Annotated in this window: 10 protein-coding genes and 1 tRNA gene; 9 read left to right on the plus strand and 2 right to left on the minus strand. The window is 70.4% G+C overall.

Annotation, left to right across the window (positions count from 1 at the left end; all coding sequences use genetic code 11):
- The first annotated feature begins 27 nt into the window (after positions 1 to 27).
- From IEY56_RS08190 to IEY56_RS08215, 6 genes are all read left to right on the plus strand, one after another.
- Complete coding sequence (locus tag IEY56_RS08190) at positions 28 to 2,196, plus strand: P-loop NTPase family protein (protein WP_189036433.1); 2,169 nt, start codon at positions 28 to 30, stop codon at positions 2,194 to 2,196.
- Positions 2,197 to 2,683: 487 nt separating this feature from the next.
- Positions 2,684 to 3,595, plus strand: coding sequence for a hypothetical protein (locus IEY56_RS08195; RefSeq protein WP_189036434.1), 912 nt, complete (start codon positions 2,684 to 2,686; stop codon positions 3,593 to 3,595).
- A gap of 114 nt (positions 3,596 to 3,709) precedes the next feature.
- Entirely contained in the window at positions 3,710 to 4,579 is an 870-nt protein-coding gene (locus IEY56_RS08200; protein ID WP_189036435.1) for a bifunctional DNA primase/polymerase, read from the plus strand.
- 3 nt (positions 4,580 to 4,582) lie between these two features.
- The gene (locus tag IEY56_RS08205; RefSeq protein ID WP_189036436.1) at positions 4,583 to 6,055 is read left to right on the plus strand and encodes an AICE element replication initiation protein; all 1,473 of its coding nucleotides are present in this window, start codon (positions 4,583 to 4,585) and stop codon (positions 6,053 to 6,055) included.
- A 498-nt stretch (positions 6,056 to 6,553) separates the two neighbouring features.
- Positions 6,554 to 6,718 (plus strand): helix-turn-helix domain-containing protein, encoded by a 165-nt coding sequence (locus IEY56_RS08210; protein ID WP_189036550.1) that lies wholly within the window; start codon positions 6,554 to 6,556, stop codon positions 6,716 to 6,718.
- The gene (locus IEY56_RS08215; protein WP_189036437.1) at positions 6,718 to 8,001 is read left to right on the plus strand and encodes a tyrosine-type recombinase/integrase; all 1,284 of its coding nucleotides are present in this window, start codon (positions 6,718 to 6,720) and stop codon (positions 7,999 to 8,001) included. Before IEY56_RS08210 ends, IEY56_RS08215 begins: the two co-directional genes overlap by 1 nt.
- A gap of 69 nt (positions 8,002 to 8,070) precedes the next feature.
- Here the strand turns inward: IEY56_RS08215 and IEY56_RS08220 are convergent.
- Positions 8,071 to 8,144, minus strand: a tRNA-Thr gene (locus IEY56_RS08220).
- A gap of 178 nt (positions 8,145 to 8,322) precedes the next feature.
- Here IEY56_RS08220 and IEY56_RS08225 point away from each other — a divergent pair.
- The 3 genes from IEY56_RS08225 (at position 8,323) to IEY56_RS08235 (ending at position 11,109) form a co-directional block, all read left to right on the plus strand.
- Positions 8,323 to 9,447 carry an ABC transporter ATP-binding protein gene (locus tag IEY56_RS08225; RefSeq protein ID WP_189036438.1) on the plus strand — a complete coding sequence of 375 codons (1,125 nt, stop codon included), beginning with the start codon at positions 8,323 to 8,325 and terminating at the stop codon, positions 9,445 to 9,447.
- Between the two features lie 299 nt (positions 9,448 to 9,746).
- Positions 9,747 to 10,160: a hypothetical protein gene (locus tag IEY56_RS08230; protein WP_189036439.1), complete on the plus strand. Its 414-nt coding sequence runs from the start codon at positions 9,747 to 9,749 to the stop codon at positions 10,158 to 10,160.
- Between the two features lie 103 nt (positions 10,161 to 10,263).
- Positions 10,264 to 11,109, plus strand: a complete 846-nt coding sequence (locus IEY56_RS08235) for a nucleotidyltransferase family protein (protein ID WP_189036440.1) — start codon at positions 10,264 to 10,266, stop codon at positions 11,107 to 11,109.
- A 91-nt stretch (positions 11,110 to 11,200) separates the two neighbouring features.
- On the opposite strand, the gene IEY56_RS08240 is transcribed toward IEY56_RS08235, so the two are convergent.
- Positions 11,201 to 13,075, minus strand: a complete 1,875-nt coding sequence (locus IEY56_RS08240) for a DoxX family protein (RefSeq protein WP_189036441.1) — start codon at positions 13,073 to 13,075, stop codon at positions 11,201 to 11,203.
- Positions 13,076 to 13,196: the final 121 nt, after the last annotated feature.

Here is a 13,196-nt window from a genome sequence, read left to right on the forward strand (position 1 = left end):
CATCAAAGAGACAGGAGTTGCTCCAGCATGACCGAGACAACCATGAACGGGGTACACCGCCCCGACGCTCCGGGTACCCCGGTACCCGAAGGCGAGCGCGTACTGCGGGCCGTACCCGAACAGGGCACGGTCTCCCTCGACAAGCCCGACGCCCCGCCCACCGCGGACGAGCCGGAGGAGGCGCCGGCGGTGCGCCTGGTGGATCCGCCGAAGCTGCCGAGTACGGGGGTGTACTCAGAGAAGCGGGCCCCGATCCTGCCCGCGTGGCTGCGCCGCCGGGTCGACTTCGTCATGACCGTCAAGCGGACCGCAGCACGGGGCCTGTACGCGTCCGGCTACCACTCGGTGCGGCTGCCCTGGTACGCCGCACGCCTGGCGTCCATGTCCCCCCGCGGGGCCGCACGCCTGTGCGTCGCGACGGGGCGGTGGGTCTGGGACCGCGAGGCCGCTCCCCTCCGCTCTGCCGCCGTGGAGGCGAAGGACGCTGAGGAGTACATGCGGCTGGCGAAGCTGCGCGGGCAGCGGGTACGTACTCGCGGCATCCTCGCCGCCCTCGTCCTGTGCTTCGGCGCAGCGTTCGCTTCGGCGGTGTATGTACTCGCCCCCGGGTGGGCGTACTCGCTCGCTGTGCTGGGTGTACTCGCGATCGGGTACGGCGGGCAGCACAAGGATGCTCCGGTAGTCGGTCCGGCCGTGCTGCGGACCGAGGTGCCGAAGCTGACCAGCTCGGTGGTGCTGCGCGGGCTCAACGCCATCGGCAACCCGAAGATCTCCGCCGCCATCAAGAAGGGCGGCGACATGGACGGCATGAAGTTCGTCTCCGAGATCTGCCGCGACGGGCCCGGCTACCGCGCCGACCTGGACCTTCCCTACGGCACCACCCCGGATGACGTGATGGACAAGCGCGAGGCTCTCGCCTCGGGCCTGCGACGCAAGGTCGGCTGCGTGTGGCCCTCCGGCGACCCGGATGAGCACGAGGGCCGCATGGTGCTGTGGGTCGGTGACCGGCCCATGAACGAGCAGAAGCGCCCCGCCTGGCCGCTGCTGAAGTCCGGCGCCGTGGACCTGTTCAAGCCCGTCGTCTTCGGCAACGACCAGCGCATGCGGCCCGTCTCAGTGACGCTGATGTTCGCCTCCGTCGTCATCGGCGCCGTGCCCCGCATGGGCAAGACGTTCCTCCAACGGCTGCTGCTGCTCATCGCCGCCCTGGATGTGCGCTCCGAGCTGCACGTCTTCGACTTCAAGGGCACCGGCGACTTCGGCGCCCTGGAGCCGGTCTGCCACCGCTACCGCGCCGGGGACGACGACGAGGACATGGAGTACGTCCTGCACTCCATGCGCGAGCTGAAGGCCGAACTGCGCCGCCGCTCCAAGCTGGTCCGCAGCCTGCCGCGCAACCGGTGCCCGGAGTCGAAGGTGACCCCGGAGCTGGCCAGCGACAAGTCGCTGGGGCTGCACCCGATCGTGGTGGCGGCAGATGAGTGCCAGGTGCCGTTCGAGCACGAGGAGTACGGCGCTGAGCTGGAGGAAATCGCCACCGACATCACCAAGCGCGGCCCCGCGCTGGGCATCGTCGGCATGTTCTCCACCCAGCGCCCGGACGCGAAGTCCCTCCCGCCGGGCATCAGCAGCAACGCCGTCCTGCGGTTCTGCCTGAAGGTCATGGGACACCAGGTCAACGACATGGTGCTGGGCACCGGCATGTACAAGGCCGGCATCCGCGCCACCATGTTCTCCCGCCAGGACCGCGGCATCTGCTTCATGGCCGGTGAAGGCGATGACCCGCAGATCGTCGCCTCCGCGTTCGTCGACGCCGTCGGAGCGGAGAAGGTCGTCGCACGGGCCCGCACCATGCGGGAGGAGTACGGCAACATCACCGGCCACGCCCTCGGGCAGCAGCCCGAGCGCCTGGCCGGGGAGTTCGACCAGCTCCGCGACATCCTCGACGTCATCCCCGCGGCTGAGGAGCAGGTGTGGAACGAGCGCATCGCCGCCCGCCTCGCCGAACGCTGGCCCGACCGGTACACGGGCTGGAAGGGCGAGCAGGTCACTTCCGCGCTCAAGCCGCACGGCGTCAAGACCGGCCAGGTGTGGGGCACGTCGGAGGACGGCAAGGGCGGCAACCGGCGCGGCATCAAGCGTGCCGATCTCGCCGCCGTTGTCACGCACCGTAACGCCGAACGGGCATCCGGATAGGCCGCACACGGTTGCTAGACCTAGCAGGCTCCCCTGCTAGGTCTAGCAGCCCCACTAGCACCAAAACCCGCCTGTGATCAGGGAACTAGCGTCTAGCACCTGACCAGCCGGAACCCCTCGAACCGACTCTGCAGAGGGGAGGTGACCCCTGCATGCTCATCGCCATCGGCCTAATCGCCGCCGCACTGGCCGGTTACGCAGCGTTGTGCGCGGCCAGCCCGTTCGGCTACTGCCGCAAGTGCTCCGGCACCGGCCTCCGAGAGCTGCGCAAGCGCTCCAAGCTCTGCCGCCGCTGCCGCGGACAGCGCCGCCGACTCCGCGTTGGCCGACGCCTCTTCCACGCCGGGCAGCGTGGCCGCGAGGCCGGAAGCAAGTACCTCCGCCCCGCTCCGAAGTAACGCGCCCGGGGCGACCGCACCTCTCGCCAAAGACACGCGGTCGCCCCGGCCTCCCTGTCCCTGCAACGAGACCAAGGAGGTCTCCCAGCATGACCAACACCGTCTCGGGACGCTCCTACAAGCGCACCCGCGTACGTGGCTTCGCCGACTGGACGCCACGCCCCCACGTGCAGCACCTCGTCGACCAGGTGCTGCACGTGCTGGACGAGAACCGGGCCTATCTGCCGATGACCGCGCGGCAGGTCTTCTACCGCCTGGTGGGTGGCCACGGCTACGACAAGACCGAGCAGGCCTACTCCCGCCTGCTGGAAACCCTCAACCGCGCCCGCCGCGCCCGCATGATCCCCATGCACGCCATCCGGGACGACGGCGGCACCGAGATCGGGGCTGGCGGGTGGGACTCCCCGGATCAGTTCTGGCGCGCCATCGAGAACAGCGCCCGCGGCTACCGCCACTCGCCCGAGGACGGCCAACCGATCGCGGTCGAGCTGTGGGTGGAGGCGGCCGGCATGGTGCCCATGGTCGCCCGCGTCGCCAACGAATACGGCGTGACCGCCTACAGCTCAGGCGGATTCGACTCCGTCACGGTCAAGCACTCCGCCGCGCAGCGCATCTCCTGGCGGGACGTGCCCACCACGGTGCTTCACCTGGGGGACCACGACCCGAGCGGGTTATCCATTCTCGACTCGGCAGCCGAGGACATCAGCGCCTTCGTGGCCGACATGGGGGGCGAGCCGCCGACCTTTGCACGGCTCGGCGTGACAGAGGAACAGATCGCCCGCTACCGCCTTCCCTCCGCTCCGCAGAAGGCGACCGACCGGCGCGGAGAGCACATGCGGCACACCGTGCAAGCCGAGGCCATGAGCCCCACCCAGCTCACCCAGGAAGTACGTGACGCGCTCGAAGAGGTCGTCGACCTCGGCACCCTGCACGAGATGCGGGAGCTGAGCGAACAGGAGCGCGAGGAGATCCTCGCGCGCATCCCCTCAGCCGAAGACTGAGAACCCCCCAGAGCAGAGCGACCGATCCGCCCCGGGGCGACCGCACCTCTCGCCAAAGACACGCGGTCGCCCCGGTCTCCTGTCCCTGCAACGAGACCAAGGAGGTCTCCCAGCATGACCCAAGCCACCGACATCCCGCGAGCATCCGGCCCGCGGCCGTTGCTGCTCAGTACCGCTCTGGGGCTGGCCGCGTCCGGGCTGCCGGTACTGCCGCTCAGCCGGGGCAAGCGGCCTTTCGGCAACTGCACGGCATGCCGTGACAACGCCTGTGGTGGTCGGCCCAACATGAAGACTGCCGGCGCTTGCTTCTGTCCGCTCGTGTGCCACGCCTGGGCCGCGGCCACCACCGAGACGGCCGTGCTCAACTCCCAGCCGTGGCAGGCAGCTTGGGAGCGGGCCGCGCACGTGGCGTACCACCCGGGCGGCGCCGGGGTCACGGTCGTCGACCTGGACGACGCTGACGCCATCGCATGGGCGCGCGCCACGCTGCCGCCCACCCGCACGGTGGCGACGACGCGGGGCGAGCACTGGATCTACCGGGGCACGATGCCCTCGTCCAACGGCGTACGCGACGGTGTCGACATCAAGTCGACCATGTCCTACGCCCGTTGGCTCGGGCCCGGCGCCGGCATCATGGCTGATCTCCCGGACGCCGTGCGAGCACTGACGGTGAAGGAGCCCACCATCGTCCGGCCAGCCGTGACAGTGCCCGCGCTGGCTGGTGGCGGGGAGTGCCCCCACCGCACCCCGGTGTTCCTTGAGCGTGGCATCGCCATGGCCGAGGGGCGCATCACCGAGGCCCGCAGCGCGGTCCACAACACGGCCTACCGGGCGTTCTTGGCCGTGCTCTCCGTCCACGGCTGGTGCGGCTGCCTCACCGACACCCACGTGCAGCGGCTGTTCGCCGCCGCTCAAGCCAAGGGCGAGTCGGTGCGGCACTGCACGGAGGCGTGGTCCAACGCCCGCACCAGGTTGGGGATGTAGCCCATGTCCGAGGAGGAGAAGACACCGGGCCGCGAGGTCATCGCCGACTACGCGCAAGCGCACTTCCGGTACTTCCGCACCGCGGACGGGACCGTCTACGCGCAGCGCAACGGTCAGCCGGTGGCCCGCCCGATCCGCTCCCAAGGCACCACCGGAAGTCACCGGCAGGAACTCATGGTCGGCCTGTTCCACGACGGCCTGGGCGTGTTCAACGGCACCGCGATGAAGGAGGCGCTCGACTTGATCGAAGCACTGGCACTCAGCCAGGACGTGCAGCCCGTCCACATCCGCGTCGCGCCCGGGTTCTCCGGTGCGACGTGGCTGGACCTGGGCCGCAACGACGGACAGTCCATCCGCATCCACCCCGGCGGATGGGACATCGCCGTCCCCGACCCGCACGAAGTGCGCTGGCGGCGCACCCAGCTGACCGGGGAACTCCCCCTGCCTGCCAAGGACACCGACGGCAAAGGCATCGACCTCCTGCTGAGGCTGTGCAACTTCGCCACCGCCGAGACCGAATGCCTCGCCCTCGCCTGGCTCATCGGCTGCCTGGAACCCTCCGTGCCCGTCCCCGCGCCGTTCCTGACCGGCCCCCAGGGGGCGGGGAAGTCCACCGGCGGGCGGATGCTGCTGCGGATCATCGAGGGCATGAGCGGAGACCTGCGGCGTGCCCCGAAGGATGAGGAGAACCTGATCGCGGCCGTGGCAGCCGGATGGGTCACCGCGCTGGACAACCTCTCCCACATGACCCCGGATCTGTCCGACGCGATGTGCTGCATCGTCACCGGTGCCGAGAACGTCAAACGCGCCCTGTTCACCGACGGGGACGTGGTCCGGGCCCGCTACCGCCGGCCGCTGCTGATGACCGGCATCGACGTCGGCGTCATCCGACCCGACCTCGCCGAACGTCTCCTGCCGCTGCGGCTGGAGCGGCCCCGCACCCGCCGCACCGAGGCGGAGCTGTGGGCGGAGTTCGAGGAGGTGCTGCCCGTGATCCTCGGCTCCCTGCTCGACCTGACGGTCCAAGTGCGGGCGGCGGAAGCGGAGACCCCGACCGATCTGCGGATGGCGGACTTCGCGCGCCTGTGCGCGCAGCTCGACGCCGCAACCGGGCTCGGGGCCCTGGCCGCCTACCGGGCCAGCCTGGATGACCTCAACGACGACGTCATCGAGGGCGACCTGCTCGCGCAGACCGTCCTCAAGCACGCCTCCGACCTCACGCCCGGCGTACCAGAGCGGATGACGTCCTCAGAGTGGCTCAACGCCCTCAGCCGCCTCTACAGCGGCGAGGAGTGCCGTCCCATGCCCAAGGGCTGGCCCACCACCGGCAAAGTCCTCTCCGACCGTCTCAAGCGCCTCCAGCCCACGCTGGCAGCGCGCGGTGTGCTCATCGACTGGGGCCGCACCAAACAGGGCCGCTACATCGAAATCACCCGACGCCCCGCACCCGCAGCGGAGCAACAGCAGCTGCTCTGACCTGCCGGGCGGACAAGCAAGAAGAGCACCACTCCGCAGCGCCGGGGGGTGCTCTTCTTGCCCTTCGGCGGCTTGCCGCCGCCCGAAGAACGCGCCGCGAAGCGGCTCCTTCTCAACTCCCTGAGCCGCACCACAAAGACAACAGGCTCCCCTCTCTTTTTTCCTAAGTAGGGGAAAGCTGCGTCACCGCGTCACCAATGACCGGAAAACGGCCTCCGACCAGCCACAACAGGGGTGACGCAGACCTCAATCCTGCGTCATTCCGCGTACACCTGCGTCACCCCGCGGCGCACGCCTGCGTCACCACATGCCCACCGCGTCACCCCCTTGCGTCACCACAAAACACCAGGTCAGCGCCCGATGGTGACGCAGATGACGCGGTGACGCAGAAATCCCCACCTCGGACACACGTAGCGACCCATCCCCTTCCGTGCTCGTGCTGCACAGCCCCGCAAAGGAGTCCCGGTGCACATTGCCCAAGTCCCGCCCGTGCAGGCCATGACCGTTCCCGAGGTAATGGCTGCGCTCAAGCTCAGCCGCAGCAAGGTCTACGACCTGCTCCGCTCCGGACAACTTCGCAGCTTCACCGTCGGCCGCTCCCGCCGCATCCCCGCCGACGAGATCACCCGCTTCATGAGCCAGAACATGCAGGAGGCCGCCTGATGGTCAAGCGACGCGCCAACGGCGAAGGCACCATCACCAAGCGCAAGGACGGCCGATACCACGCTGCCGCCTACGTCTACCGCCCCGACGGCACCCGCGTCCGCAAGTTCGTCTACGGCAAGACCCGCGACGAGGTGAAGGACAAGCTCACCGCGATCCAGGAGAAGACCCGGCAGGGCATCCCCGCCGCCACTTCCACCATGTCCCTGGCCGACTACCTCACGTACTGGCTATCGGCCGTGGCGCCGACTCGGCTCAAGCCCTCCACGCTAAACAGCTACGAGGGGCTGGTTCGTCTCTACATCGCACCCGCGCTCGGCAGGAAAACGCTCAACAGGCTCAGCCCTGCTGACATCCGGCTCTTCCTCACCCAGTTCAAGGGCTCCTGCCTGTGCTGCCTGCGCGGCGCCGACGCAGCCCGTGACAAGCCGGATCGGGTGTGCTGCGCGAAGGGGCAGTGCTGCCAGCGCCGCCCCTCCGCCCGCACCGTTCAGTACGTCCACGCCACGCTCAGCGCCGCTCTCCAGCAGGCCGTACGTGAGGAGTTGGTCGGTCGCAACGTCGCCCGCGTCGTGGAAACACCAGCCGCAGCCAGTCAGGAGGTCAAGCCATTGGACCGCGAAGAAGCACAGCAGCTCCTACGGGCCGCTCGCACACACCGGTATCACGCCCTGTGGCTCCTGCTCGTCTCCGTCGGTCTGCGGCGCGGTGAAGCACTCGCCCTCACGTGGGATGACATCGACCTCGACAACGGACAGCTCCGAGTACGGCGGAACCTTCAGCGGGTCAGGAAGGAGCTCATCTTCGGCACCCCCAAGACGAAGCGCTCGCTGCGGACCGTTCCGCTCCCGCGACGGTGCGTCGCCGCGCTCAAGGACCATGCCAAGGGGCAGGCGAAGGAGCAAGCAGCTGCGGGAGAGAAGTGGGAGCCACTCCCCCACCAGCCGGACAAGCTCGTCTTCACCACGACCACAGGCCGGCCGACGGAGCCGCGCGGCCTCAACCGCATGCTTACCGTGCTCTGCCGTCAGGCCGGCGTGCGCCGCGTACGAGTGCACGACCTCCGGCACACCTGCGCTTCGCTCCTGCTGGCTCAGGGCGTGGACGCCCGCACCATCATGGAAACGCTCGGGCACAGCACCATCACGCTGACCATGAACACGTACGCGCACGTGATGGAGACGACGCTCAAAGCAGCCGCTGAGCGGATGGACGACACCCTCGGAACAGAGGACAACGAGGAGGGCGACGACGGCGCCGCAGGAGTTCCCGCGCTGGTCTGAGCACCGCGTTGATGTCACCCGCTGATGTCAGAGGCCCCTCGGAAACTTCCGAGGGGCCTCTGACCTGGGAGCCGCCTGTCGGATTCGAACCGACGACCTTCTGTTTACAAGACAGATGCTCTAACCAGCTGAGCTAAGGCGGCGGGCGTGCGCGTGCAGTCTACCCACTCGGCCTCGGGGGGCCGCGATGCGGTTTCGTTGCTGTCCGAGGGCTGACAAGACGAGCAACCGCAGGTTAGCGTCACCGCACGTTCACGAAGGTGAAACGTACTCCCTTTACGACGGATCGTCCGGCACGTACCTGCCGGTGAAGGAGCACTCATGGCTACGGTCACGTACGACGCGGCAACGCGCATCTACCCCGGCAGCGACAAGCCCGCGGTCGACAAGCTCAACATCGACATCGCGGACGGCGAGTTCCTGGTACTCGTCGGTCCCTCCGGCTGCGGCAAGTCCACCTCTCTGCGCATGCTCGCCGGGCTCGAGGACGTCAACGAAGGCGCGATACGCATCGGCGACCGCGACGTCACGCACCTGCCCCCCAAGGACCGGGACATCGCCATGGTGTTCCAGAACTACGCGCTCTACCCGCACATGAGCGTCGCCGACAACATGGGCTTCGCGCTCAAGATCGCCGGCGTCAACAAGTCGGAGATCCGCAAGAAGGTCGAGGACGCGGCGAAGATCCTCGACCTCACCGACTACCTCCACCGCAAGCCGAAGGCGCTCTCCGGCGGTCAGCGCCAGCGTGTGGCGATGGGCCGCGCGATCGTGCGTGAGCCCCAGGTCTTCCTCATGGACGAGCCGCTGTCGAACCTCGACGCGAAGCTCCGCGTCCAGACCCGTACGCAGATCGCGGGCCTGCAGCGCCGTCTCGGCATCACCACCGTGTACGTCACGCACGACCAGGTCGAGGCCATGACCATGGGCGACCGTGTGGCCGTGCTGAAGGACGGTCTGCTGCAGCAGGTCGACACGCCGCGGAACATGTACGACCGCCCCGAGAACCTCTTCGTCGCGGGCTTCATCGGCTCCCCGGCAATGAACCTCGTCGAGGTGCCGATCGCCGACGGCGGCGTGAAGTTCGGCAACAGCGTCGTGCCCGTCGAGCGTGAGGCGCTGTCCGCGGCCGTCGACAAGGGCGACAAGACCGTCACGGTCGGTGTCCGCCCGGAGCACTTCGACCTCGTCAACGGCGACGGTAGCGACAAGGCTCTGACGAAGGACGAGCCGGCCGGTGTGGCCGTCACGGTCAACGTCGTCGAGGAGCTCGGTGCCGACGGTTACGTCTACGGCACGGCGAAGGTCGGCGGCGAGGAGTGCGACCTGGTGGTCCGCGTCTCCGGCCGCAGCGTGCCGGAGAAGGGCGCGGTCGTCCACGTGGTGCCGCGCGGTGGCGAGACCCACGTGTTCTCCACCTCCACCGGCGAGCGCCTCAGCGACTGAGCGATTGCGGCGACTCACGCGGAGCCGGACCGGACCGGACTGACGCCGGAGCCGGACGGCCACTCGTGAGAGCGGCGGCGACGTCCGGTGCGTGAGCACGGCTTCCACGCGCGAGCACGGTTTCCACGCGTGAGCACATTTCCAGGGGCCGCATCTCGGGATCAACTCCCCGAGATGCGGCCCCTGTTCGCTCTCCGTGTTCGGGTCCGGCCGCCGCGGTCTCGAACGCCGGGGCGCCCCGTCGCCCGACGGAGTTACCGAATGTCGCCAAATCGCCACTCTTCGCTACGATCCGGTCCGTGAACCACGTAGCTCGCCGTATCGGCCGATCCCTCGCTCTGGTCCTCCCGGTCGTCCTCGTCCTGTCCGGGACGCTCGCGGTGGCAAGCGTTCCCTGGGCGAACTCGTCCGCCGGGAACCAGGTGCTCACCGCGTCCCACAAGGCGTCCACGAAGGCTGCGCCCCGCGCACCGGAGGAGGCGCTGCGGCGGCTCCTCCTCGCGGAGCTGCAGGAGAAGGACCCGGGTGCCGCACTGACCAGCCTGCAGCGGGAGATGGCACGCAAGCCGTCCCTGGCCCGGCACTGCACGTCGATCGCCCGTGCGCTCGGTCGTGCCGCCGTGCAGAAGTACGGCAGCGTGGAGCGTGCGCACCGCTACTCGCGGCCGGTCTGCGACACCTCGTTCGCCGCGGGCACCCTCCGGACGCCCTGACGGCCGCACGCGGGGCGCCCGCCGCCCCGCTGCCCGATCCGGTCCGGGCTGGCCCGTGCCCGGTCCGGCCGTCTGAAGCGCGCCGCCGCATAAAGTGCGCTGCATGACGCTGCGCCCCACTCAAGCCGTGATCCTCGCCGGAGGCCAGGGCACCCGGCTGCGGCCTTACACGGACGACCGCCCCAAGCCGATGGTGGAGATCCCCGGGACCGGCCTGCCCATCATCGGCCACCAGATCGCCTGGCTGGCCGCCGAAGGCGTCACCGACGTCGTCGTCTCCTGCGGGCACCTGGCCGAGGTGCTGCGGGAGTGGCTGTCGACAGCCGACCTCCCGGCCCCACGGGGGTCCGCGAACGGGCCGGCAGGCGGCCCGGCAGGCGCCGCAGACCACCCGGCAGGCGCCGGCGAGACCTCGGCTGGAGAGACCTCGGCCGGTGAGGACGGCACGGGTCCCGTGCGGGTCGAGGTCGTCGTCGAGCAGCAGCCGCTGGGCCGCGGGGGCGGTCTCAAGTACGCCGCGGCCTCGCTTCCCCGTCCCGGCGAGCCGTGGTACGCCACGAACGGGGACATCTGGACGCGCTTCCCGCTGCGCGAGATGGCCGCATTCCACGCCGAGCGGGACGCCGTCGCGACCCTCGCGCTCGCGCGCCCCCGCATCCCGTGGGGCGCGGTCGAGACCGACAGCTTCGGCCACGTGCTCGACTTCGTCGAGGCGCCGCCCTCCCCTTACCTCGTCAACGCGGGCGTCTACGTCTTCTCCGCGTCGTTCGCCGGGATGCTGCCCGAGCGCGGGGACCACGAACGGACCACGTTCCCGGGGCTGGCCCGCAGGCGGCTGCTCGCCGGCTTCCCGCTGCCGCAGGGGGCGTACTGGCGGGCGATCGACACCGTCAAGGATCTGACGGAGGCCGCGCGGGAGTTGGCGGAGGTGACGGACGGGCGGCGGTAGCCCTGGCCGACGGACAGCGCCCGCGACCACCGCCGTCTCGCCCGCCCGTCCATCCCGTCCGCCCGTCCTGGACGGAAGCGGAGAGCGCCGGTCAGCCGAGCAGCCCGCCGAGGCCCCCGCCGCCGCCGCTGCCGCTGCCGCCCGACGAACTGCCGCCACCCCCACCGGAGGAGCTCGAACCGCCCCCGCCGCCACCGGAGTTCGAGCCGCCGCCACCCGTGCTGCCGCCACCCGTCCCTCCGGTGCTGCCGCCGCTGGTCGCCTGCACCCCCGGGTTCGACTGCTGCGGCGGACGGACGCCGGGCACCGTCTGCTGGGGCGCCTGTACGGTCTCGCGCTGGCTTGGCGACGACGGGCCGCCCCCGCGCCGGTCCCCGGGCGACGCCGAGGCCGACGGCCCTCCGGAGTGCCGGCTGCCGGGGGCCTTTGAGCCCTGCCCCTGTGTGGGCAGGCCGCTGTCCCGGGCGCCGGGGGTCTTGGGCAGCGGCGAGCCGGGAAGCTGATTGGTGGGCGGCTCGCCCGGCTCCTGCACGCGCGCGGTCTGGGCGGAGCGGACCGCGCCGCCCAGCAGCGAGCCGGTCAGCAGCGCGACCCCCGTCACCACCGAGGCGATCACCGTGCCGCGGCGCAGCACGCGCCGGCGCAGTTCCCACAGGTCCGCGCGCGGCCCCAGTTTCCGCCAGGCGTCGCCGGCGAGCCGTCCGTCGATCGAGTACACCGGGGCCCCCGCGATGACGAGCGGGCTCCACGCGGCCAGATAGATGATGTCCGGGGCCTCGTACGCGGGGCCGTTGCTCCAGCTGACGGTCATGAGAAGCGCCGCCGAGAGCAGGACGCCCACGGAGGCTGCGAGGCGCTGCCACAGTCCGCACACCGTCAGCACTCCGACGATGATCTGGACGAAGGCGACGGTCAGCCCCGCGCCCACGGGGTGTGCGACGGCGAAGTCGTGCAGCGGCGACGCGATGGCCCAGGGTTCGAGCGAGTTCAGCCAGGTCACCATCGAGCCGCGTTCGCCGCCGTCGAAGTAGACGGGGTCGCACAGCTTCCCCATGCCGGCGTAGACCGAGATGAAGCCGAGGAAGATCCGCATCGGAAGGAGCACGACGCCGAGGTTCATCCGGCGGCCCGGGTAGTACGCCTGGCGGCGCGCACCGATGCGTGTGACGGCGCCCAGCCCGTCGCGCTCGTCCTCCGCGTCCGCCTCGGGGCCGTCGCGGAAGTCCGCCCGGTCGTCGAAGCGGCCCTTCCCGTCCAGATCGCCGTCGTAGGAGTCGTCGTAGGCGTAGGAGCCGGAGTCGCCGTCGTAGGAGCCCCGTTCGGGGGTGTCGAACGCGCCCTGGGCGGGGCGTACCCCTTCCAGCAGCCGGTGCGGCTGCGTCGACTCGGACGGCCGGGCGGACCGCTGCCCGACGACGGTCGGGGAGCCGCCCGTGCTGTCGGCCCCGGTGCCGCGGGTGCGGTCCGGGGCTCCGCTGTAACCCCGGGGCCCGTCGTAGCGCTCGTAGCCGTCGGCGTAGCGGTCGTGGCGCGGCGGTGCGGTGTCGTCCGCGATGCGCGGAAGCACCTGCGTCGTGGCTGCCGCGGGCTCCGCGGTGCCGGTCCCCATGCCGTGCGCCCCCTGCCGCAGCCCGCTCGCGCCGGAGCCGGTGTCGAAGAGCGCGTCCGGGTCTTCCGTACGCCCCCAGTCGACGGGGCCCCGGCGGCGGGGCGGCAGGTCGGCGGCCTCGGCCGGTGCGGCGCCGGCTTCCGGTGCGGACGGCCGCGTGGCCGTGCCGGAGGGCGGCGTGAGCTGCACCCGGAAGCTGGCGTGGGTGACGACGACCTCTGCCGGATCGGAGGGGACCTTGACCGTGCTCAGCGCTGGGGTGTCGTCGTAGAAACCGCTCGGGTTCTTCCGCTGGGTGTCCCCAGGGCGCCCACCCGAGGGGCCGGGCGTGCGGGGTGTTCTGGTGTCCACACTCATCTAACCGAGTGACGGACGCTTAAGACACTGCCCGGGCCGCCCCAATCTGTCCGAGGCCCGTCAAATCAGCTGAACTGCCCGCAATCGCCCCAACTGCCCGGCGGCGCCCGGCGTTCGGACC

The sequence above is a fragment of the Streptomyces daqingensis genome, assembly GCF_014645895.1.
Taxonomy (GTDB): domain Bacteria; phylum Actinomycetota; class Actinomycetes; order Streptomycetales; family Streptomycetaceae; genus Streptomyces; species Streptomyces daqingensis.